This is a genomic window from Paraburkholderia heleia NBRC 101817, from assembly GCF_000739775.1.
GTDB lineage: Bacteria > Pseudomonadota > Gammaproteobacteria > Burkholderiales > Burkholderiaceae > Paraburkholderia > Paraburkholderia heleia.
Window position 1 is genome coordinate 1 of the sequence record NZ_BBJH01000020.1, and the last position, 20,459, is coordinate 20,459.

Genomic DNA, 20,459 nt, shown 5'->3' on the forward strand with positions numbered 1-20,459 from the left:
CGCGCCCGCCGGCGCCGTGGTGCTCGCGTGGTGCGCGCGCACGCGGGCGCGCGCGGCGGCGCGCACCTTGTCGGCGAGCTTCTCCGAGTATTCGAGCATGCCGTCGCGAATGCCGACCTTCGGCTTCGTCACGAAGTCGACGGCGCCCAGTTCGAGCGCGCGCAACGTGATTTCGTTGCCGCGCTCGGTGAGCGACGACACCATCACGACCGGCATGGGCCGCAGGCGCATCAACTTCTCGAGGAAGTCGAGGCCGTCCATGCGCGGCATTTCCACGTCGAGCGTGAGCACGTCGGGGTTGTGCTGCTTGATCAGCTCGCGCGCGACGAGCGGATCCGGCGCGGTGGCGACGACCGTCATGTCGGGCTGACTGTTGATGATTTCCGTCATCAAACTGCGGATCAGCGCCGAATCGTCGACGCAGAGAACCTTGATTTTTTGCACAGCGTTCACGCCTCCTCTACTGTCCTGGCGTTGTCTTGACCGGATGCGCGCAGCGCGGACGATACGCCCGAGCCGAACAGCTCGATGCGAGGGCGCGCGCCTGGCGGTTGGGATTGGGAATTTTGGGGTGCCGCACGCCCGGCGCTGCCGACGCCGAACAGTTCGACGCGCGCACGCGCACGCGCGAGCCGCTCGGCGCGCGCTTCGGCGGTTTGCGCGGCGAGCCGCTGTTCGCGCTCCGCCACGCTCGTCTCCTGCGAGAGGCGCAGCTTCTTGACCATCACCTGGCCCGTGCGCGGCAAAAACGCCACCTTGCGCGGATGCGAGCCTTGCAGGTCCTCGGCGACGATGCGGATGTTCTCGGTCGCGAGATAGCGGCGCACAAACGCGGCGTTGCGGTCGCCGATGTTCATCGTCGTCATGCCCGCGAGCACCGCCGCGCCGCCGAACACCTTGGCCTCGAAGCGCTCGCGCCGGCCGCCCGCCTTGATCAGCTCGTTGATGAGCACTTCCATCGCGTAGGCGCCGTAGCGCATCGCGTCGGAGGCGCCGGCGAGCGCGTGGGCGGAGTCCGCGCCGTCGTCGGGCAGCATGAAGTGGTTCATGCCGCCAATGCCGGCGGTGCGGTCCTGAATGCAGGCCGCCACGCACGAGCCGAGCACGGTGACGAGCACCATGTCCTCGCCCGTCGTATAGAACTCGTTGGGCAGCAGCTTCACGCCGGGGCGCTGGAAATGCGCGTCGAAATAGCGATTCGTCGCGATCGGGAGACTGGCGCTCATGCAGGCACTCCGAGCGCGTCGTTCGCGCGGCGCGGCGCGGCATTGGCCTGGGTCTGAGCCCGACTGCCGCGCGTGAGTTCGTACACCGTCTGGCCGCGCAGACGGAACGCTTGCGTGACGTAGGTGAAATTCTCCGAGTGGCCCGCGAACAGCAGGCCGTCCGGCTTCATGAGCGGCTCGAAGCGCGCGAGGACCTGTGCCTGGGTCGGCTTGTCGAAATAGATCATCACGTTGCGGCAGAAGATCGCGTCGAACGTCGTGCGCAAGCCGTAGTCCGCGTCGGTGAGATTGAGCTGCTCGAACTTGATCATCGCGCGCAGCTCCGGGCGCACCTTCACGAGTCCCGAGTGCGAGCCGGTGCCCTTGAAGAAGAAGCGCTTCAGACGCTCCGGCGACAGATGCTTCACCTGATCGAACGAATAGACGCCCGCGTCGGCCTTGGCGAGCACCTGGGTGTCGAGGTCGGTGGCAAGCACGCGCGCCTCGCGCGCGGCGCGCTCGCCGAGCGCTTCCACGAGCGTCATCGCAATCGAATATGGCTCTTCGCCCGTGGAAGCCGCCGAACACCATACCGAAACCGGCTGCGCACCTGACCCGCCCGCGCGGCGCTTCACGAAATCCGCGAGGATCGGAAAGTGATGCGCCTCGCGGAAAAACGCCGTGAGATTGGTGGTGAGCGCATTCGTGAACGCTTCCCACTCGGCCGCGTCGTTGCGCGCTTCGAGCTGGTCGAGATAGTCGCGAAAACTGTCGAGGCCGAGTGCGCGCAGGCGCCTCGCGAGGCGGCTGTACGCCATGTCGCGCTTGTGGTCCGAGAGCGAGATGCCCGCGCGGCGGTGAATGAGCGCGCGAATGCGCTCGAAGTCCGCCGGGGTGAAATCGAAATCGCGGTTGCTCTCGACGCCCTGAGTGCCCGTAGCGCCCGTCTCGCCGGCGTCCTGGCGCGTATTTCGCAGCGCTTTCATGCTGATGCTCCTTCGCATTGCGCGCCGCCCACTGCATGGGATACCGCGGCGCAGGACTGCTGCGCGCCGCGCCTGCCCGGTTGCAATGCGTGCGGCGCATGGGCGGCCTGCGCGACGCGCGCGGACCCGTGGGTCCGGCGCGGCAGGTCTTGCCGTTGTATAGCGCTCATGTGCATTGCAGTTGCTCGTGTTCAGTACTTCACTACTTTTCTGTGCGTTCGATCAGAACGTTTCCCAGTCCGAATCGTCCGAAGCGGATGCTGCCGTGCTCGCATACGTCTCGGCGCGCGCAGGCGCGGCCGGTTTCGCTGCGGGCTTTGCCGCCCCCCTGGCTGCCGGTTGCACCGCGGGCTTTGCCGCAGCCTTCGCGGTCTCCGCCGGTGTCGCGGCAGTTGCCACCGCAGGTGCGACCGACGTTGCCGCCGCCGCGGCCTTCGTCCCCGCCGCAGCCGAAGACGGCATCGTGCGTTTCGCGGCAACCGGCGTGGCCGGCATGACGCGAGGCTCGCTTGCCCCCGCGCTGCGCGCCGTTGCGCCGCCCGTCGTCCACGCGCCGAGCACATTCTGCAGCTGGCGCGTCTGCTCTTCGAGCGAGGCCGCCGCAGCCGCCGCCTGCTCCACCAGCGCCGCGTTCTGCTGCGTGACGGTGTCCATCTGCGTGACGGCGCGGTTGACCTGCTCGATGCCGCCCGACTGCTCCTCGGACGCCGCGCTGATCTCACCCATGATGTCGGTCACGCGACGCACGGCCTGAAGGATTTCTTCCATCGTCGTGCCGGCGCGGCCCACCAGTTGCGAGCCGCTTTGCACCTTCTCGGCCGAGTCGTTGATGAGTTCCTTGATTTCCTTCGCCGCGCTGGCGCTGCGCTGCGCGAGGCTGCGCACTTCGCCCGCCACCACGGCGAAGCCGCGGCCCTGCTCGCCCGCGCGCGCCGCTTCCACGGCCGCGTTGAGCGCAAGAATGTTGGTCTGGAACGCGATGCCTTCGATCACGCTGATGATGTCCACGACCTTCGCGGAACTCGCCGCAATGCCCTGCATCGTGTTCACGACTTCACCCACCACCTCGCCGCCGCGCGTCGCGATGTCCGAGGCGTTGACGGCCAGCTGGCTCGCCTGGCGCGCGTTCTCCGCGTTCTGGCGCACGGTGCCCGTGAGCTGCTCCATGCTCGACGCCGTTTCCTGCAGCGAAGCGGCCTGCTGCTCGGTACGCTGCGAAAGATCGGTGTTGCCCATGGCGATCTCGCGCGCGCCCACGTCGATCGAGCTTGCGCCCGTATGCACCGCGCTCACCAGCGTAACGAGGCTTTCCTGCATGCGCTTGATGCCGCCGAAGAGACGCCCGATCTCGTTTTCGCTGTAGACCGTGACCGGCTGCGAGAGATCGCCGTGGGCGATGCGCTCGAAGCACGCCACGGCGTCCGCGAGCGGCTGCACGATGAGGCCGCGCATGGCGAAGCGCAGCACCACCACGAGCACGAGCGCCACGGCGATCACCACGCCAATCGCGATGCGCATCACGGCGATCTTGTCGTGCGCGCCGACCTCGCGCGCCTGTGCGCTGTCTTCCAGCGCCTGCGCGAGCGGCTCGGCGACGCTGTCGTAGTCGACGAACATCGGGCTGATCTTCGTATCGGCGATGGCGTGATAGGCCGGTTGATCGTTTGCGCGCAGGGCCGCGAATTCGGGCTGCACGCCGTCCTGCATGAGCGTGGCGCGCTTCGCCGCGAGCGCGTCGAGCGCGGCGGCGTCAAGACCGCTCTTCGGCGCGTTCTGGAAGGCCTGCCAGGCTTCGTTGGATTTGCCGAATAACTCCTGGGCGCGATCGATCGCCTTCTTCGCATCGTCGGCCTGGCCTGCTGCCGTAAGCGCGCTGGCGCGGTCGATGGCGACGCGCGTGCGCAACAGGTACGACGATGAGTCGTTCAGCGCATGCATCGCCACGAGATCGCCTTGCACGATCTCGGTGAACGCGTCGCTCGCGCGCCCGAGCGCGACGAGCCCGAGTGCGCCGACCAGCACGGTCAGCGCAACCAGAATGAGCCCGACGCCCGTGAGCGTGGTGCGGATCGACCATCTTTGCAGCATCTCGTTTGCTCCTGTCCTGTGCGAATCGGGGCGGCCCATTGTGGCCGGACGCGGTCGGCTAGACGCGGTCGGCTAGACGCGGTCGGCTAGACATGGCCGGCCAGACGCGGCTCCGCCCAAGGCCCCGCACGAAGCGCGCGCGAGAACGAAGGCGGCTTGCCGCTCTTTGGCGGCGGCTTGTCCGCTCTCTCTCACGCCGGCCTCGCGGCCCCCCGGTTTTACGTCTGCGTACGTTAGACCAGCGCCTCGATCAGCGCCATTTCGCGGCTCGTCATCAGTTTTTCGATGTCCATCAGGATCAGCATGCGGCCCTCCACGGTGCCGAGGCCAGTGAGGTACTCGGTCGTGAGCGTCGCGCCGAATTCGGGCGCGGGCATGATCTGCTCCATCTGCAGCGTGAGCACGTCCGAGACGCCGTCCACCACCATGCCGACCACGCGATGCGCGACGTTCAGGATGATGACGACCGTCTGGTGGTCGTACTCGACGCGGCCCAGATGGAACTTGATGCGCATGTCGACGATCGGCACGATGATGCCGCGCAGGTTGATCACGCCCTTGATGAAATCGGGCGCGTTCGCAATGCGCGTCACGCTGTCGTAGCCGCGGATTTCCTGCACCTTCAGGATGTCGATGCCGTACTCTTCCGCACCGAGGGTGAAGACGAGGAATTCCTGGCCGCCTGCGTCGGCCTGCAGCGCGTCGCGGCGTTGCGCGCCGGCAAGTGCGCCGTGCGCGCCGTTGCCTTGAATCGATTGGACTTCTGCCACGTTAGCCCCTGAACGGTTGGGAGATGATGGATTGAGTGCGTCCGGTCTTCATCACGATTACGCGAATTCGGCGAACGCACCCGAATTTGCGCTGGCGCTGACGCCATGCGTGGCGCGCGTCTCGCGATTGAGCGCGGCCACGTCGACGATCAGCGCGACGCTGCCGTCGCCGAGAATGGTCGCCGCCGAAATGCCGTGCACCTTGCGGTAGTTCGTTTCGAGGTTCTTCACCACGACCTGCTGCTGGCCGACCAGTTCGTCGATCAGCATGGCGAAGCGACGGCCTTCGGTTTCCATGATCGTGACGATGCCCTGCGTCGGGTCCGTGCGCGCGCCTTCCACGTTGAACGCCTGGTGCAGCGCCACGAGCGGGAGATACTCGCCGCGCACGCGCACCACGCGGTCGCCGTTGGTGACCGTGTAGATGTCTTCGTGGCGCGGCTGCAGCGACTCCATCACGAAGTTCAGCGGCAGGATGAAGATCTCGTTGCCCACCTTCACCGACATGCCGTCGAGAATCGCCAGCGTGAGCGGCAGCACGATGCGCGTGGTGCTGCCCTTGCCTGCGTGCGAGGTGATCTCCACGTGGCCGCCCATCGCCTGGATGTTGCGCTTGACCACGTCCATGCCCACGCCGCGGCCCGAAACGTCGGTCACCTGCTCGGCGGTCGAGAAACCCGGCAGGAAGATGAGGTTCCAGACCTCTTCGTCGGACATCGTGTCGCTGACCTGCATGCCCTGCTTGATCGCCTTGGCGAGAATCTTGTCGCGGCGCAGGCCTGCGCCGTCGTCGCTCACCTCGATCACGATGTTGCCGCCATGGTGCGCGGCGGAGAGCACGAGCTGGCCCGTCGCGTCCTTGCCCGCGGCGCGGCGCGCTTCCACGGTTTCGATGCCGTGGTCGAGCGAGTTGCGCACGAGGTGGGTGAGCGGGTCGATGATGCGCTCGATCAGGCTCTTGTCGAGTTCGGTCGCCTGACCGAAGGTGACAAGCTCGACTTCCTTTCCGAGCTTCGCCGCGAGATCGCGCACGAGACGCGGGAAGCGGCTGAAGACGTAGTCCATCGGCATCATGCGGATCGACATCACCGCTTCCTGCAGGTCGCGCGCGTTGCGCTCGAGCTGCGCCATGCCGTTGTAGAGACGGTCGTGCAATGCCGGGTCGAACGTGCTGGTCGTCTCCGCCAGCATCGCCTGCGTAATGACGAGTTCGCCCACGAGGTTGATCAGCTGATCGACCTTTTCGACGCCCACGCGAATCGAGCTGCCTTCCGCCGACGCAGCGGCAGCGGCCGGACGCGCCTTGCGCTCGCCTTCGGCTTGCGCGGACGCGCTCGCGGGAGGGCGCGGCAATTCGTGTTCGGCTTGCGCAGCCGGTGTGCTCGCAACCGGCGCCGGCGCGGCGACGGGCGCAGCCGGTGCGGCGGAAGGCGCGGCCGGCGCCGGCGCTGCGTCGGGTTCTGCCGCCGCCGGTTGCGCGCCGCCCTGCGGCGCGGCGCCCCGGCCGATCGAAATCTGTTTCTCGTCGATCACGAAGCAGCACACCGCGATGATGTCGTCGGAGGTCACATCGGTTTCGAGCCACAGCGTGAGGTCGTCGCCGGTCTTCACCTGGCCGAGAATGCGGCCGAGGTTGCCGAGCTCTTCGACGAGCAGCTCCTGGTCCTTCGCGTCGACGGCACGCAGCGTGACGCGCAGGTGCGGACCTTCCGCTGCGGCCTCGCCGCCGGCAGCGGGCGCAGAGGCTGCCGCATCGATCGCCTCGCTCACGACGTGCTCGGGCGCGCCCGAGCCTGCCGCCGCCAACGTGCTGTGCATTTCGAAAGCGGCTTCGAGATCTTCTTCCGAATCACCCACGCTCGCGCCGGCGCTCGCCTGCGGGGCCGGCGCGGGCGCGGGGGCCGGAGCCGGCGCGGGTTCTGGCGCGGCCGCGGGCACGCCGCGGCTTTCCGCATACAGGCGCTCGAGCTTCGCGCGCACGGCCGCCGCCGCTTGCGCGTCGGGCTCGGCGCTCGCGCGGTAGGCGCCGAGCTGGTCGGAAAGCACGTCCTTCGTTTCGAGGAACGTGTCGATCATGTCCTTGCGCAGCACCAGCTCGTTGTTGCGCGCGCGGTCGAGCAGCGATTCGAGAATGTGGGTCGTCTCGGTCAAAGCCGTGAAGCCGAACGTCGCCGCGCCACCCTTGATCGAGTGCGCCGCGCGGAAGATCGCCGCCAGATCCTCGGGATCCGGGCGGCCGACGTTCAGGTTCAGAAGAAGCTGCTCCATCTGCGCGAGCAGCTCGTCCGCCTCGTCGAAAAACGTCTGATAGAACTGAGTGATGTCGAGAGTCATTGCTCTTTCACCGCGTTGATTGCCTGGGGGGTGCCTCGTCGCTCGCCGCGCGGCACCTCAAGGGTGGGCCTCGCCGAGCGCGCTCGCCAGATCGACGAGCAGCTCGGGGTCCACCGGTTTTTCGATCCAGCCGGTCGCGCCTGCGTCGCGTACGGCTGCCTTGAAGCCTTCGTCCGATTCCGTGGTCAGCACGAGAATGGGCGTTTCGAAGTACGAAGGATTCGCCCTCAGCTGCTTGATCAGGTCGAGCCCGCCCATGCGCGGCATGTAAAGGTCGGTGAGCACGAGATCGAAGCGCTGGGCGAGCGCATGCTCGAACCCTTCTTCGCCGTCGCACGCCACCGTCACTTCGTAGCCCGCCGAGCCGAGCGCCGCACGCAGGATCTCCCGCATGGACACCGAATCGTCGATCGCCAGAATGTTCCTGATCATCCGTTCCTCGTTGTCATTGCGCTGCCGGCGCGACGGCTGGGGCGAGCGCCGGCATGGCCGGCGCCACCGCTGTCGCCACCTTCGGGGCGATCGCCACCGGGGCCGGCGCCGCCTTGCGCGGCACGGCGTCCGGCGTGAGCGCGGGCAGGCTCTTGCCCGAACCCGCTGCGTCGTCGGAGAGCGTGGTGGTGGTCGAGTCGTCGTGCATGAGCGCGTCTTCGGACTTCTTGTTCAATACGATGATGCTGATGCGGCGGTTCTCCGGATCGAGCGGATCGGCCTTGTTCAGGTTCTGCGTGGAAGCGAGGCCGAGCACGCGCAACACCTTCGATTCGTCCATGCCGCCCGCGATCAGCTCGCGGCGCGACGCATTCGCGCGGTCGGCGGAAAGCTCCCAGTTGCTATAGCCCTTCTCGCCGCCGGCATAGGGCACGGCGTCGGTGTGGCCCTGCACGACGATGCGGTTGGGCACGTCGTTGAGCGTCTTGCCGATCGCCTGCAGGATGTCGCGCATGTACGGCTCGACCACGTCGCGCGCCGTCGCGAACATCGGGCGCTTCTGCGAGTCGACAATCTCGATGCGCAGGCCCTGCAGCGTGGAGTCGATGCGGATCTGCTGCTTGAACTGGCGCAGCACCGGGTTTGCCTCGATCGCCGCCATCAGCTTCACCTGCAGGTCGTGCAGGCGCACCTGCTCCTTGCGCTCGAGCGAGCCTTCGAGCTGCTTCGTGGCGTCGTCGTCGTTGTGCTTCGACTGGTTGCGCTCCGAGCGCTCGGTCGCGCCGTCGCTGCGGCGCGTGACGCCTTGATCCTGCGACGAGATGTCACGGCCACCGCCCTTCAGGATGCTCGAGTCTTCGGCGCTGCGGTCGCCGCCCCAGAGCGTGATCTTCAGCGGCTGGTTGAAGTAGTCGGCAATGCCGCGCAGCTGCACCGTCGACGCCGACGAAAGCAGCCACATCAGCAGGAAGAACGCCATCATCGCGGTCATGAAGTCCGCGTAGGCGAGCTTCCACGCGCCGCCATGATGGCCGGCCTTCTTCGGCGCGGCGCGCTTGACGACGATTGCGCGGTCCTTGTTGTTGCTCATGGGCCGTCCCTTACTTCGCCTTCACGCGGCGCACGTGCTCTTCGAGTTCCGTGAACGACGGACGCTCGGTCGAGAACAGCACCTTGCGGCCGAACTCCACGGCAATGGCCGGCGCGTAGCCGTTCAGGCTCGCGAGGATCGTCACCTTGATGCACTGGAACATCTTGGTCGACTCGGTCACGCGCTGCTCCGCGAGGCTCGAGAGCGGGCCGATCAGGCCGTACGAAAGCAGAATGCCGAGGAACGTGCCGACCAGCGCCTGGGCGATCATCTCGCCGAGCACCGCGGGCGGCTTGTCGGCGGACGCCATGGTGTGAACCACGCCCATCACCGCCGCGACGATACCGAACGCCGGCATCGCGTCGCCCACCTTGGCGAGCGCATGGGCGGGCGCCTCGCCTTCGGCGTGGTGCGTTTCGATTTCCTCGTCCATGAGGCTTTCGATCTCGAAGGCGTTCATGTTGCCGCCCACCATGAGACGCAAGTAGTCGGTGAGAAATTCGACGATGTGGTGGTCGGCCAGGATCTTCGGATACTGGGTGAAAATCGGGCTCTTCTGCGGATCGTCGATATCCGCTTCGAGCGTGAGCGTGCCTTCCTTTCGCGCCTTCGCGAGCAGGACATAGAGCAGCGCGAGCAGCTCCATGTACACGTCCTTGTTGTATTTGGCGCCCTTGAACAACGTGGGAAGCACGCGCAGGGTGGCCTTGATGGTCTTGATGCCGTTGCCGAGGATGAACGCGCCGACGCCAGCACCACCGATCATGAGCAGCTCCATCGGCTGCATGAGCGCGGCCAGATGGCCGCCCTCCAGTGCATAGCCGCCGAAGACGCAAAGGATCGTCAAGAGGGTTCCAACGATAATCAGCACTGCCGGGTCCTCACTAGAAATGCGCCGCGAACCGCCGTCGGCCCGCGCCCTTAGCTGGGTTTACGGCAACGGCGCGAAAAACTTTGGCTTTGAATGGGCGCGGATCGTAAGCCGGCCGGGCATCTGCCGCCGGCCTGGCATCGGCGTGACGGGAGAATCTGGGGCCGGTTCGCAAAGCCCCGCGGGAAGGGAGGCAGCTCGCGCCTGCGACTGCTTGTGACGATGCCGCCGCGCCGCGGCGGGGGCCGTCCGGCGGCGCTGCGCGGCCTTTGCGTCGGGACGGGCCGGGTTTATCCGGAGGCCCGGCCTGCACGGACGGCAGCAAGCGGCATCAATCGAGGTCAAGCCGCGTCGATCTGTCTCAGGCGGCGATCTGCGAGGCAAGCGCATTGCGCCGGGTGCGGCCCGCCCGCGAGGGCGGCTGGCACAGCCCGCAGACGAAGCCGCGCTGCGGGTCGTGCGCGTGAGCCACGTAACGGCCGCCGCAACGGCTGCACGGCGTCATCTGCAAGAGGCCCGACGAGAAATAGCGCACGAGCGTCCAGGCGCGCGTCAGGCTCAGTGCGGGCGTTTCGTCGTGCAGCCGCAGGTGCTCGAGATAGAGCCGGTAGCTCTTCACGATCGCGTGGATCGGCTCGCAGCGCGCGTGGCGGCTCATGAACATGAACGTGTTGTAGAACAGCGAGGAATGGACGTTGGGCTGCCAGGTCATGAACCAGTCTGTCGAAAACGGCAGCATGCCCTTGGGCGGCGACTCGCCCTTCACTTCCTTGTAAAGGCGGATGAGCCGGTCGCGCGAAAGCGAGGTCTCCGCTTCGAGCAGTTGCAGACGCGCGCCCAGTTCGATCAGCTCGATCGCGAGCGCGATCTCCTTGACCTCCTGCACCACACTCTTTGTCGCCATAGACACCCGTTGGAAGCCGCAATGGAATGCGCTTGCCCTCTGCCGCCGTTCAGGTAGCCGCAAGGGTGCAATGCGCGGCCGCGCTGCAGCGCGGGGCGAAGCGGTTCAGCCGATCTGCTCGATGTCCTGGCCCGCCATGATGATCGCCGAGTGGGTCAGCGCGATTTTGCCCTTGTCGGCAAGCGCGCTCAGGATGGCGTGGTCGTCGAACCGGAAGCGGCAAAGCAACTGGTTCGATGCGGCAAGGCGTACGGTCTGCGCGAAAGTGAGATTGGCGAGCACCTCGGCAGATTGCTCGGAGATGCCCATGCGGAACATGCCCGCCGACTTGTCCTCGCGCAAAAGACGTTGCGCGAGCAACAGGTACGACAAGTTCACTTCCTTGATCTCACCCAGCATGTCGCTGTGCGTCGTCGCGCTCATGGATTTCCCCGAATCAAATCGCGGCGGCTGGTCGGACCGCCCGCGGAAAACGTTTGCTCGCCCGGATACAACCCGAGTGCATCCGAACGGCCTGTTTATGGTCGTGGGTCCATTGTGGCCGGGGTGGGAACAAATGGAAATCGGACGGATGCCGCGACGCGTTGCGAGAAAAAGTTTCGCTAACGTGTAGGAATTTTTCTGACAAAGAGGCAGGAGCAGCGGCGGGGGGCGGTGCGCACCATGTCGCGCGCATAAGCCGCGAAATGGTGCGCCGATTATAGGCTTTTTCATGGATGCGTCACGCGTGCGTGCTAGCCGCCCTGCGCGCAGCCCTCACATGCCTGCCTTTTGACCCTTGTTCGGCCATCCAGGCACGCGGCTTGCGCAGTGCGCGCGCAAGCCGCGTCACGCTTTGCAATGGGCTCTTACACCTGCTGTATCCCGCTGTAACAACATTAAGCGTTTGCAAAACCGCGTGTATCGGGCCGCGAAATGGCCATAATCGCCCTCAGGGATAACCCGATACGTTGTACCGCCGCAGTGCCGCATCACAGCGTTTCGTTGCACACGCGGCTCTTTTGCCCAGGAGATCGAACAATGCGAATCGCACAAATTGCGCCACTTTATGAAGCCGTTCCGCCCAAGCTTTATGGCGGCACCGAGCGCGTCGTGTCCTACCTGACCGAAGCGCTGGTCGACCTCGGCCACGATGTGACGCTGTTCGCCAGCGGCGATTCGGTCACCTCGGCGAACCTCGAAGCCGCCTGGCCGCGCGCACTGCGTCTGGATCCGACGATCCGCGACGCACTGGCCCCGCACATGGTGCTGCTCGAGCGCGTGCGCCGCGTCGCGCACGAATTCGACGTGCTGCACTTCCACCTCGACTACCTCCCGTTTCCGCTTTTCACGACCATGGACGCGCCGTTCGTCACGACGCTCCACGGCCGCCTCGACCTGCCGGAGCTGCAACCGGTATTCGAGCAGTTCCCGAACGCCCCGGTGATCTCGATTTCGGATTCGCAGCGCCAGCCCTTGCCGCAGGCCGCGTGGCAGAACACGATCTATCACGGCCTGCCAAAGAACCTCCTCACGCCGCAGGCCGACCGCAAGCCCGAGTACCTCGCGTTCCTCGGCCGGATCTGCCCGGAAAAGCGCGTGGACACGGCGATCAGGATCGCCGCGCTCTCCGGCCTGCCGCTGAAGATCGCCGCCAAGGTCGACAAGGTCGACGAGGACTACTTCAAGACCGAGATCGAGCCGCTGCTTTCGCAGGCCCACGTGGAATTCATCGGCGAGATCAACGAAGAGCAGAAGCCCGCGTTCCTTTCGGGCGCGAAAGCGCTGCTGTTCCCGATCGACTGGTCCGAACCGTTCGGCCTCGTGATGATCGAGGCGATGGCGTGCGGCACGCCGGTGATCGCCTTCAACCGCGGTTCAGTGCCGGAAGTGATCGACCCGGGCGTGACCGGTTATGTCGTCGAGGACGTGCAAGGCGCCGTGGCCGCGCTTCAGAATATCGATTCGCTTTCGCGGGTGGCGATTCGCAACCAGTTCGAACACCGTTTCACGTCGCACATCATGGCCGGCAATTATGTCGACACGTATACGGCGCTGATCGAAGCGGCACAGCGTCCGGTACTGCGTCGCGTCGCGGCTGGCTGAGTGCGAAGCATTCCATTTTTCGCCGTCAATCCAGACGAATGCGCACCGTGAATCGTTTGCGAGTCGTCGAATAGCGCCATTGCGCGCTGATTACAGAAGACGCACAAAAAAGAGCCGCATGATTCGTGCGGCTCTTTTATTGCATTTGCGGTTGCGGCGGTATGGCGGCCGGGCTGTTCCCCGTATGCGTCAGGCGATCAGGTAGCGTTCGCGGTTCTTGCCGGCGATCCACTTGGGCGGCTTGCCGCGCCCGCTCCAGGTCGCGCCGGACTTGGGGTCCTGATAGCGCGCGGGCAGCGGCGCCTTTTTCGGCGGGCGCCCGCGGCGCGCGGCCTCGGCAAAGCCCAGATCCTGGGCGGAAAGGCCGTACTCGGCGATCTTTTCCCTGATCGTGGCGATGACGTCCGCAATCTCCGTGCGCCGCGCCTCTTCGGCCTGAGCCTGGAGTTTTGCGATCTGCGCCTTGATTTCCGTATATTGCGACATTTCCATTCCCCCTTCATTGCTCTTGAAACCGGCTCGATCGGAGATTAGACGCAAATAACGGAATTCGCAATCGCTATTATTACTGCCTTTTCACTCCATTCTTCAATTTAACGATCGACCGGCTCCAGCGCAATTGCGCGCACATCGATCGCAATAATTCGACCAATTACGTCGAAATTGACAATCCTTGACAGCATCGAAAAGGGCGACTGCATAGAATCTGGCATTTCCCGGTGCCGGCACTTTACGCGGCGCCGTCAAAATCGACTTTTCGAGGTGTCACGCAATGCACTTATCCAGGCGTCTCATTGCCGAGATGTTCGGCACTTTCTGGCTCGTTCTGGGTGGCTGCGGCAGCGCCGTGCTCGCGGCCAACTTCGCCGGCCCGGTTCACGGGCTCGGCATCGGCTTCGTGGGTGTGTCTCTCGCATTCGGCCTGACCGTGCTCACCATGGCCTTCGCCATCGGCCCTATTTCGGGCTGCCATCTGAACCCCGCCGTGAGCGTGGGCCTGACCGTGGCGGGCCGCTTCCCGGCGCGCGACCTCGTGCCCTATATCGCCGCACAGGTCCTGGGCGCGGTGATCGGCGCGTTCGTGCTCGCGCTCATCGCAACCGGCAAGCCGGGCTTCGACCTCGTCGCGAGCGGCTTCGCGACCAACGGTTACGGCGAGCACTCGCCGGGCCACTACGCCATGGGCGCCGCGTTCGTGTGCGAGGCCGTCATGACCGCGTTCTTCGTGTTCGTCATTCTCGGCGCAACCGACCAGCGCGCGCCCGCAGGCTTCGCGCCGATCGCCATCGGCCTGTGCCTCACGCTCATTCACCTGATCTCGATTCCCGTCACCAATACTTCGGTGAATCCGGCTCGCTCGACCGGCCCCGCGCTCTTCGTGGGCGGCGAGGCCATCTCGCAGTTGTGGCTGTTCTGGGTCGCGCCGATCGTCGGCGCCGTGATCGCGGGCATCGTCTACCCCGCGGTGGCAGGGCGGCGCGAAGTGGTCGCGGCTGTCGCCGCGTGCGAAAAGGCCTGACGCGTACTCACGCGCCTCGCCGGCTCGAACCGCGCCGAACCGCGGCACATTCACCGTGCAACGGCAACGGGCGCTTCGGCGCCCATTTGTCTTGCCGGCCCTGGCGCTGCAAGCGTGCCGCCCGTGCGCGGCTGAGCGGGGCCACGGCGCCCGCGCTGCTAGAATCAGGCGAATTTCCCACCGTCTCGTCACCTGGAGCATCACGCCCGGCATGAAGCGCCCACGCCCCCGGCCGGTCCGGCTCGCTCCGACGCTCGCCGCAGGTCTGAGCGCACTGTTATACGCCTGCGCGCCGCTGCCGCAGGCAAGCGCGCCCACGAATGGGGGCGAGGCAACGCAAACGAGCGCGAGCAGTGCGCCCGCCGCTCGCAATCCACAAGACCCGCGCAACGTCGAGACACTCATCTTCGTGAGGCATGGCGAAAAGCCGCCAGAGGGATTCGGCCAGCTCGACTGCAAGGGGCTGAACCGCGCGCTCGCGCTGCCCGCCGTGATCGCGGCCAAGTACGGCAAGCCCGATGCGATCTACGCGCCCGACCCCGGCGAGCAAAAGGAAGACAACGGCCATTCTTATTACTACGTGCGCCCGCTCGCGACGATCGAGCCGACCGCGATCCAGTTCGGCATGCCGATCCAGACGCCGTTTGGCTATTCGAAGATCGACGCGCTGCAAGCCACGCTCGTCGATCCGCAGTGGCGCGGCCGTACCGTGCTCGTCGCGTGGGAGCATCGGGAAATCGAGACGCTCGTGCGCCGCGTCGTCGCTGCACACGGCGGCAGCGCGAGCGACGTACCGCGCTGGGAGAGTGCGGACTTCGACAGCATCTATGTGGTGCGCATCGACTGGAGCGGCGCCGGCGCGCGCGCGCGTTTCTCGCATGAGCACGAAGGGCTCGATGGTCGTGCGGACGACTGCCCGTGCGCGCAACTGCCCGCCGCGCAATAACCGTCCCGCAGTAGCCGTCCCGCAATCACCGCGCGGATGGAATCGCGACAGCGGTGATAGCGCGATTTGCACCGCGCCTTTATTGCATCCGGTGATGGGCCCGTGCGGACTACGACGCGAGTTCGTCGTCGAGCGCGAAAAGCTTGCGAAGATGATGCGCGACTCCGGCTTCGAAGTTGTTGCCGATGCGCGGCACCCGAGGCAGACGCTTGATGAGATCGGGATTGGCGTTGTTCATCATGAACGGATGACCCGCCGTTTCGAGCAGATCGATATCGTTCATGTTGTCGCCGAACGCAACGCAACCGGCGGCGTCCACGCCGAGCCGGTCGAGCACGACACGCAGCGCACGGCCCTTCGAAACGCCGGCCACCATCACTTCGAGACAATCGGGCAGGGAGTAGGTGACATAGAGCGCGTCGCCGAACTCGCGCGCGAGATTTTGCGCGACGTGTGCGAGATCCGCCGGATCGCCAATATAGAGCGCCTTGGCAATGCCTGCGCCTGCGTAGTCGCGCAGATCCGCGACACGGTACTCGAAGCCCGAGTCCTGGTGATACGCGAGCAGTTCGGGCGCGTCGCGGTCGATGAGCCAGGCGTCGTCGGTATAGATGCTCACGATCACGCGACCGTGCCCGCCCGCGGTGTCGGCGGCAACGAGACGTTCGACCATGGGCGCGCCCAGATTGCTCGCGTGGATCAGCGTGTCGTCGGGCGCGTGCACGCGCGCGCCGTTCGCGGTGATGAGATATGGCCGGATGCCGAGCACGTCGCGAATGCCGGCCACGTCGCAATAGTGGCGGCCGGTCGCAATCACGAACGGCAGCCCCTGCGCATCGAGCGCGCCCAGCGTGGCAACCGTGAACGGATCGACCTGATGGTCGCTATTGAGCAGCGTTCCGTCGAGATCGGTTGCAATGACCTTGTACATGGTGATCGGACAGCTAGCGGGAAACGTTGAATCGTAGCATCTGCGGCGCGGCTATGCCGTCGGCCTACGTTCCCGACGTTCCCGCCCCTTCTCGCCTGCCGTTCAGCAGTGCGCGGCGGCGCGGGCCAGCCGCTGGGCCTCCATCTGCGCGAGCCGAAGCGCGCCGGTCGTGGAATCGGCGAGCGGCGCGCGCAGGCGGTCGCGCACCGCTTGCGGCACCCACTCGCGCAGCGGCTGCCCAAGGCCGCCCGAGAGCGCCGCCGGCAACTTGCCCGGAGGATCGAGGGCGGCAATGAGTTTCGCGATTTCCACGCCGGCTTCGGCGAGCAGCCTGGCGACGAACGGATGTTCGCGATGCGCGAGGACGACCGGAGCGAGGCTGGCATAAGCCGTCTGGTTGGCCGCGCACTGCCACACGATAAGACTGTCGCGATCGGTGGCCTGCGCGTGCGCGAGCAGGGCCCGTGCGAAGTCGTCCATGGGCACGCGTGCATCGAGCGCCTGTTGCGCCCAGACGATTGCGCGCAGGCCGAGCCAGGCGCCGCTCGCTTCGTCTCCGGAGGGAAAGCCAAAACCGCCCGCAATGCGGCACTGGCCGTCCTCACCGAGGGCCGCGGCGATGCTGCCGGTGCCAAGGGCGACCACCACGCCTGGCGCGCCGCCGTGCGCGCCCAGCAGCGTCGTGTAGGCGTCGCTTTCCACCGCGAGTCCGGCCACCGGGGGCGCGGCGGCGAGAAAGGGCGCCAGCCAGGCGGGGTTGTTGACGCCCGCGAGCCCGCAGCCAAGCACGCATTGCGACCAGTCGAACGCGAGCCCCGCCTGTCCAAACGCCGCACGGCAGCCTTCCTCGATCGACTGCCAGGCGCGTTCGATACCGAGCCCGAGCCCCGACGGCCCCGCAGACGCGCGCGCGAGTTCGACGCCATTGGTATCGCCAAGCGCGATGCGCGTGCCGGTGCCGCCGCCGTCCACGCCAATCAACCAGGTGTATTTCTGCATGATGTCCGCCGCGCCTCGCGCGCCTGTGAGTCCACTTCGAAAGCCAGAATTCTTGTCGTGCCGCAGAGACTAACGGCTTCCCCGGGTTCGCACAATCGGCCATCCGGCCAGGGTGGCGGCGCGGCGCCGTTCCGCTATGCTTGCGTGGCTCGAACGACGTCTCGCAAGGAGAACTTTCCGTGACACACCGCTGCAACTGGGTATCGGCCGGCGCGTCGCCGCAGTACGTGCAATACCACGACGAGGAGTGGGGCGTACCGTCGCGGGACGACCAGCACCTGTTCGAAATGATCGTGCTCGAGGGTGCGCAGGCCGGACTTTCGTGGTCCACGATACTCAACAAACGCGAAGGCTATCGCCGCGCTTTCGCCAACTTCGACATCGCCAAGGTTGCGCGTTTTACGCCCCGGCACGTCGAAACGCTCATGCAGGACGCCTCGATCGTGCGCAACCGGGCGAAGATCGAGGCTGCCGTCGCCAACGCCCGCGCCGTACAGCAGATCCAGGCGGAACACGGCTCGCTCGCGAAGTTCGTCTGGTCGTTCGTGAACGACACGCCCATCCAGAACGACCTCGCCTCGTATCGCGACGCACCGGCCTCTACCGAAGTCTCGGACGCCCTTAGCAAGGCGCTCAAAAAATACGGCTGCAAATTCGTTGGCACGACGATCTGTTACGCGTTCATGCAGGCTGTCGGCATGGTCAACGACCATGAGCGCGACTGCATGTGCCGCAAGACCTGTGCAGCGCTGGGCAAAAAGAAGCGCCGTGCCTGAGCGCAGCGAGACTCGCACGCATTCCCGCCATATCAGCCGCGAACGGGGAAAGTCCCGAGCGGGAGGACGCGCCCAACCCGCTGGCCGGCAAAGCTTCCGATATGCGAGGGCGCTCGCCCTCAACGCCAGCCGAGGCTATTTCTGATCGCTACCGTGCGCGGCCCAACGGTTTTCCACTGGCGTGCCGTTATAACGGGAAGTGAATGCAGGCGCGTCAGGGGAACGGGTAGTGATGTCGGCTGGAAGGCCGGCGGCGCCGCATTAGAAGGGAATTAACCTGTGCCCGGCACCTCGGCAACGGGGGGGTGAAATGAAAAACGTTCACTTCCTGAGTCATCAGGAGATCTTCGACCGCGCGGTGGCCCATCTCTTTGGCCAGGGGCGCGCGGCACTCCTTCCACGCGGCGGCGGCGCCTACCGGGGCGGCGGCTGTGGGGGCGGCTACGGCAGCGCACACAGCTACGGCGGATGCCCAGTCGGCAACTTTATCCGGCCACGCGACTATACGAGCGCCATGGAAGGCATACCCGTGCGCTACCTCGGCCGTAACGAAAACGACGTGCCGCTCTATATGGACGTGGGCGTCGCCGCGCTGAAAAAGGCACTACTGCGCGCCCATATCAACATCTACGATCCCGCGACGATCAATTTGTTGAGTTGCCTGCAGAACGTGCACGACGTGTTTGGCGTATGGGAATGGCGCGAACGCCTTTGCTCGATTGCGGCGCAGTTCGGGTTGTCGCCCGAGCAGCTGAAAGACGCCGCCTGAAACTGACCGGTACGCAGGTGCTACGCGCAAACACGGGCAAGCGCGCACCAGCACACACAAACGCAAACGGCGGCGCAGCTTCTTGCGAAGCATGCGCCGCCGTCAGACGGAACACCGAAAAGCGAAAAAGCTTAGTGGAGCTTCTTCGGCAGCATCTGGCTGCGCAGGCGCTTGTGCAGGCGCTTCACAGCAGCTGCCTTCTTGCGCTTGCGAACTGCCGTCGGCTTTTCGTAAGCTTGACGCTCACGCAGCTCGGCGATCAGGCCGTTTTTTTCGATTGCGCGGCGGAAGCGGCGAATCGCCACTTCGAACGGCTCGTTTTCCTTCAGAAGAATCGTCGTCATGTATTTCCTAACTCAAATCGCTTAATACGGTTCAAATGCGCGAGCGTCGAAGCCGCTCACGCGCCGGCCCTCCGGTCGTTCGCCACATTGGGGCTGAACGAGAGGCAAGGCGGCCACGGAGGCCGGAAAAGAGAAGTAGGGGGTTCACAGCGGAACGCGATCAGGTCGACCTTGCTGCAACACACCTGACCGCCGGTTTGCGGCCGCCAACAGTAACGAACACGGCAACAAAACAGGCAAAGATCTCAATTCACTCCTAATGATATCAGGAAAAGATCCGCCCGACCAGGGTTTCTTGATTCTAGTCAGTCACTTGCGCGGCGTGTCACAGCCGCCGCGCAAGCCCCGTCAATCAGGACACCTGGGTAAATGCCGTTTCCTGCTGGTCAGGCGCTCGCATCATTGAGCGCCTGAACGTCGGCCGGATCGAGTTTCAGCCGCACCGCCGCCGCAAGGCTCTCTAGCTGATCCAGAGAAGTCGCGCTCGCGATCGGCGCGGTAATGCTCGGGCGCGCGATCAGCCACGCCAGCGCAACGGCCGCGAGCGTGCTGCCGTGACGTTCGGCCACGTAGTCGAGCGCCGCAAGGATGCGGATGCCGCGGTGATCGAGGTACTTCTCGACGCGTGAACCGCGCGTGCTCTTCGCGAGATCCTCGCGCGAACGGTACTTGCCCGAGAGAAAGCCGCTCGCAAGGCTGTAATAGGGCACGACCGCGAGCTTCTGCGCCATGGCCACCGGTTCGAGATCGGCCTCGTAGCGGGCGCGGTCGTACAGATTGTATTCGGGCTGGATGATCTGGTACGCGGGCAGGCCGGCGTGCTTCGAAACCGCGAGCGCCTCCTCGACGCGCGCGCCCGTGTAGTTCGATGCGCCGATCACGCGCACCTTGCCGGCCTCGATCAGTCGCTGGTACGCGCCGAGCGTTTCCTCGAGCGGGACTTTCTGGTCGTCCTCGTGCGAGAAGTACACGTCGATGTAATCGGTCTGCAGACGACGCAGCGAATCTTCCACGGCAGCCGCGATGTTGGCGGCGGAAAGCCCCGGGCGGCGTGCGTCTTTTGCGACCTTCGTTGCGATCACCACCTTGTCGCGCTTGCCGCTCTTCGCGATCCATTTGCCGATGATCGTCTCCGATTCGCCGCCCTGGTTGCCGGGCACCCATGCGGAGTACACGTCGGCGGTGTCGATGAAGTTGAGGCCCGCGTCGGTGAAGGCATCGAGAATCGAGAACGAGGTGGCTTCATCAGCGGTCCAGCCGAAAACATTGCCGCCGAACATGAGCGGGGCGACCTGCAACGAGGATGTGCCGATCCTGCGTAGTTCCATGGGGCCTCCAGAAAAAGGGCGAACGGGGAACCGCTGAGCATACGCCGCCTCGCGGCGCGCTGCAGCCGGCACGGGCGCGCGG

General features: G+C 65.6%; 21 protein-coding genes. 5 read left to right on the top strand and 16 right to left on the bottom strand.

The annotated features are described in order from the left end of the window. The 11 genes from BHE01S_RS16850 to flhD form a co-directional block, all read right to left on the bottom strand. The coding region (locus BHE01S_RS16850) for a response regulator (RefSeq protein WP_157025447.1) at nucleotides 1-453 on the bottom strand (453 nt) is incomplete at its 3' end. Continuing rightward, nucleotides 450-1,226 carry a chemoreceptor glutamine deamidase CheD gene (cheD, locus tag BHE01S_RS16855; protein WP_042265891.1) on the bottom strand — a complete coding sequence of 259 codons (777 nt, stop codon included), beginning with the start codon at nucleotides 1,224-1,226 and terminating at the stop codon, nucleotides 450-452. The genes cheD and BHE01S_RS16850, both read right to left, overlap by 4 nt. Beyond that, nucleotides 1,223-2,191 carry a CheR family methyltransferase gene (locus BHE01S_RS16860; protein WP_042265897.1) on the bottom strand — a complete coding sequence of 323 codons (969 nt, stop codon included), beginning with the start codon at nucleotides 2,189-2,191 and terminating at the stop codon, nucleotides 1,223-1,225. Before BHE01S_RS16860 ends, cheD begins: the two co-directional genes overlap by 4 nt. Nucleotides 2,192-2,413: 222 nt before the next feature. Continuing rightward, a complete protein-coding gene (locus tag BHE01S_RS16865) occupies nucleotides 2,414-4,279 on the bottom strand; it encodes a methyl-accepting chemotaxis protein (RefSeq protein ID WP_042265899.1) in 1,866 nt (621 codons plus the stop codon). Nucleotides 4,280-4,512: 233 nt separating this feature from the next. Then, nucleotides 4,513-5,049 carry a chemotaxis protein CheW gene (gene cheW, locus BHE01S_RS16870; protein WP_042265902.1) on the bottom strand — a complete coding sequence of 179 codons (537 nt, stop codon included), beginning with the start codon at nucleotides 5,047-5,049 and terminating at the stop codon, nucleotides 4,513-4,515. A 57-nt stretch (nucleotides 5,050-5,106) separates the two neighbouring features. Then, on the bottom strand, nucleotides 5,107-7,383 hold the full coding sequence (gene cheA, locus BHE01S_RS16875) for a chemotaxis protein CheA (RefSeq protein ID WP_042265904.1): 2,277 nt from the start codon (nucleotides 7,381-7,383) through the stop codon (nucleotides 5,107-5,109). 57 nt (nucleotides 7,384-7,440) lie between these two features. Next, nucleotides 7,441-7,815: a response regulator gene (locus BHE01S_RS16880; protein WP_042265906.1), complete on the bottom strand. Its 375-nt coding sequence runs from the start codon at nucleotides 7,813-7,815 to the stop codon at nucleotides 7,441-7,443. Between the two features lie 13 nt (nucleotides 7,816-7,828). After that, nucleotides 7,829-8,905, bottom strand: a complete 1,077-nt coding sequence (gene motB, locus BHE01S_RS16885; RefSeq protein WP_042265909.1) for a flagellar motor protein MotB — start codon at nucleotides 8,903-8,905, stop codon at nucleotides 7,829-7,831. A gap of 10 nt (nucleotides 8,906-8,915) precedes the next feature. Continuing rightward, nucleotides 8,916-9,776, bottom strand: a complete 861-nt coding sequence (gene motA, locus BHE01S_RS16890; protein ID WP_042265911.1) for a flagellar motor stator protein MotA — start codon at nucleotides 9,774-9,776, stop codon at nucleotides 8,916-8,918. Nucleotides 9,777-10,137: 361 nt separating this feature from the next. Further along, nucleotides 10,138-10,680 (bottom strand): flagellar transcriptional regulator FlhC, encoded by a 543-nt coding sequence (gene flhC / locus BHE01S_RS16895; RefSeq protein ID WP_042265914.1) that lies wholly within the window; start codon nucleotides 10,678-10,680, stop codon nucleotides 10,138-10,140. Between the two features lie 105 nt (nucleotides 10,681-10,785). Further along, nucleotides 10,786-11,103, bottom strand: coding sequence for a flagellar transcriptional regulator FlhD (flhD, locus tag BHE01S_RS39560; RefSeq protein ID WP_042265916.1), 318 nt, complete (start codon nucleotides 11,101-11,103; stop codon nucleotides 10,786-10,788). Nucleotides 11,104-11,700: 597 nt separating this feature from the next. On the opposite strand from flhD, the gene BHE01S_RS16905 reads away from it, so the two are divergent. Next, the gene (locus BHE01S_RS16905; RefSeq protein WP_042265917.1) at nucleotides 11,701-12,765 is read left to right on the top strand and encodes a glycosyltransferase family 4 protein; all 1,065 of its coding nucleotides are present in this window, start codon (nucleotides 11,701-11,703) and stop codon (nucleotides 12,763-12,765) included. Between the two features lie 189 nt (nucleotides 12,766-12,954). Here BHE01S_RS16905 and BHE01S_RS16910 read toward each other — a convergent pair whose 3' ends face one another. Further along, a complete protein-coding gene (locus BHE01S_RS16910) occupies nucleotides 12,955-13,251 on the bottom strand; it encodes an H-NS histone family protein (protein ID WP_028203342.1) in 297 nt (98 codons plus the stop codon). A gap of 286 nt (nucleotides 13,252-13,537) precedes the next feature. Between BHE01S_RS16910 and aqpZ the strand changes: the two genes are divergently transcribed. Continuing rightward, a complete protein-coding gene (gene aqpZ, locus BHE01S_RS16915) occupies nucleotides 13,538-14,284 on the top strand; it encodes an aquaporin Z (protein WP_042265918.1) in 747 nt (248 codons plus the stop codon). Between the two features lie 211 nt (nucleotides 14,285-14,495). Continuing rightward, a complete protein-coding gene (locus BHE01S_RS16920; RefSeq protein ID WP_245639765.1) occupies nucleotides 14,496-15,230 on the top strand; it encodes a histidine phosphatase family protein in 735 nt (244 codons plus the stop codon). Between the two features lie 109 nt (nucleotides 15,231-15,339). Here the strand turns inward: BHE01S_RS16920 and BHE01S_RS16925 are convergent, their stop codons facing one another. Together BHE01S_RS16925 and BHE01S_RS16930 are read right to left on the bottom strand one after the other, a co-directional pair. Further along, nucleotides 15,340-16,161, bottom strand: coding sequence for a Cof-type HAD-IIB family hydrolase (locus BHE01S_RS16925; RefSeq protein WP_042265922.1), 822 nt, complete (start codon nucleotides 16,159-16,161; stop codon nucleotides 15,340-15,342). A gap of 102 nt (nucleotides 16,162-16,263) precedes the next feature. Beyond that, complete coding sequence (locus tag BHE01S_RS16930) at nucleotides 16,264-17,160, bottom strand: BadF/BadG/BcrA/BcrD ATPase family protein (RefSeq protein ID WP_042265924.1); 897 nt, start codon at nucleotides 17,158-17,160, stop codon at nucleotides 16,264-16,266. Between the two features lie 179 nt (nucleotides 17,161-17,339). On the opposite strand from BHE01S_RS16930, the gene BHE01S_RS16935 reads away from it, so the two are divergent. Then, nucleotides 17,340-17,936, top strand: a complete 597-nt coding sequence (locus BHE01S_RS16935) for a DNA-3-methyladenine glycosylase I (protein WP_042266133.1) — start codon at nucleotides 17,340-17,342, stop codon at nucleotides 17,934-17,936. 310 nt (nucleotides 17,937-18,246) lie between these two features. Next, a complete protein-coding gene (locus BHE01S_RS16940; protein ID WP_042265925.1) occupies nucleotides 18,247-18,705 on the top strand; it encodes a hypothetical protein in 459 nt (152 codons plus the stop codon). A 131-nt stretch (nucleotides 18,706-18,836) separates the two neighbouring features. Here BHE01S_RS16940 and rpsU read toward each other — a convergent pair whose 3' ends face one another. Both rpsU and BHE01S_RS16950 read right to left on the bottom strand, forming a co-directional pair. After that, nucleotides 18,837-19,049: a 30S ribosomal protein S21 gene (gene rpsU, locus BHE01S_RS16945; protein ID WP_004198205.1), complete on the bottom strand. Its 213-nt coding sequence runs from the start codon at nucleotides 19,047-19,049 to the stop codon at nucleotides 18,837-18,839. 386 nt (nucleotides 19,050-19,435) lie between these two features. Continuing rightward, nucleotides 19,436-20,377, bottom strand: a complete 942-nt coding sequence (locus tag BHE01S_RS16950) for an aldo/keto reductase (RefSeq protein ID WP_042265934.1) — start codon at nucleotides 20,375-20,377, stop codon at nucleotides 19,436-19,438. Nucleotides 20,378-20,459 lie beyond the last annotated feature (82 nt).

Bases quoted from the DNA above. Each gene is read 5' to 3' on its own strand.
- cheD (WP_042265891.1), bottom strand. From the start codon at position 1,226: ATGAGCGCCAGTCTCCCGATCGCGACGAATCGCTATTTCGACGCGCAT.
- BHE01S_RS16860 (WP_042265897.1), bottom strand. From the start codon at position 2,191: ATGAAAGCGCTGCGAAATACGCGCCAGGACGCCGGCGAGACGGGCGCT.
- BHE01S_RS16865 (WP_042265899.1), bottom strand. From the start codon at position 4,279: ATGCTGCAAAGATGGTCGATCCGCACCACGCTCACGGGCGTCGGGCTC.
- cheA (WP_042265904.1), bottom strand. From the start codon at position 7,383: ATGACTCTCGACATCACTCAGTTCTATCAGACGTTTTTCGACGAGGCG.
- BHE01S_RS16880 (WP_042265906.1), bottom strand. From the start codon at position 7,815: ATGATCAGGAACATTCTGGCGATCGACGATTCGGTGTCCATGCGGGAG.
- motB (WP_042265909.1), bottom strand. From the start codon at position 8,905: ATGAGCAACAACAAGGACCGCGCAATCGTCGTCAAGCGCGCCGCGCCG.
- flhC (WP_042265914.1), bottom strand. From the start codon at position 10,680: ATGGCGACAAAGAGTGTGGTGCAGGAGGTCAAGGAGATCGCGCTCGCG.
- flhD (WP_042265916.1), bottom strand. From the start codon at position 11,103: ATGAGCGCGACGACGCACAGCGACATGCTGGGTGAGATCAAGGAAGTG.
- BHE01S_RS16905 (WP_042265917.1), top strand. From the start codon at position 11,701: ATGCGAATCGCACAAATTGCGCCACTTTATGAAGCCGTTCCGCCCAAG.
- BHE01S_RS16910 (WP_028203342.1), bottom strand. From the start codon at position 13,251: ATGTCGCAATATACGGAAATCAAGGCGCAGATCGCAAAACTCCAGGCT.
- aqpZ (WP_042265918.1), top strand. From the start codon at position 13,538: ATGCACTTATCCAGGCGTCTCATTGCCGAGATGTTCGGCACTTTCTGG.
- BHE01S_RS16920 (WP_245639765.1), top strand. From the start codon at position 14,496: ATGAAGCGCCCACGCCCCCGGCCGGTCCGGCTCGCTCCGACGCTCGCC.
- BHE01S_RS16925 (WP_042265922.1), bottom strand. From the start codon at position 16,161: ATGTACAAGGTCATTGCAACCGATCTCGACGGAACGCTGCTCAATAGC.
- BHE01S_RS16930 (WP_042265924.1), bottom strand. From the start codon at position 17,160: ATGCAGAAATACACCTGGTTGATTGGCGTGGACGGCGGCGGCACCGGC.
- BHE01S_RS16940 (WP_042265925.1), top strand. From the start codon at position 18,247: ATGAAAAACGTTCACTTCCTGAGTCATCAGGAGATCTTCGACCGCGCG.
- rpsU (WP_004198205.1), bottom strand. From the start codon at position 19,049: ATGACGACGATTCTTCTGAAGGAAAACGAGCCGTTCGAAGTGGCGATT.
- BHE01S_RS16950 (WP_042265934.1), bottom strand. From the start codon at position 20,377: ATGGAACTACGCAGGATCGGCACATCCTCGTTGCAGGTCGCCCCGCTC.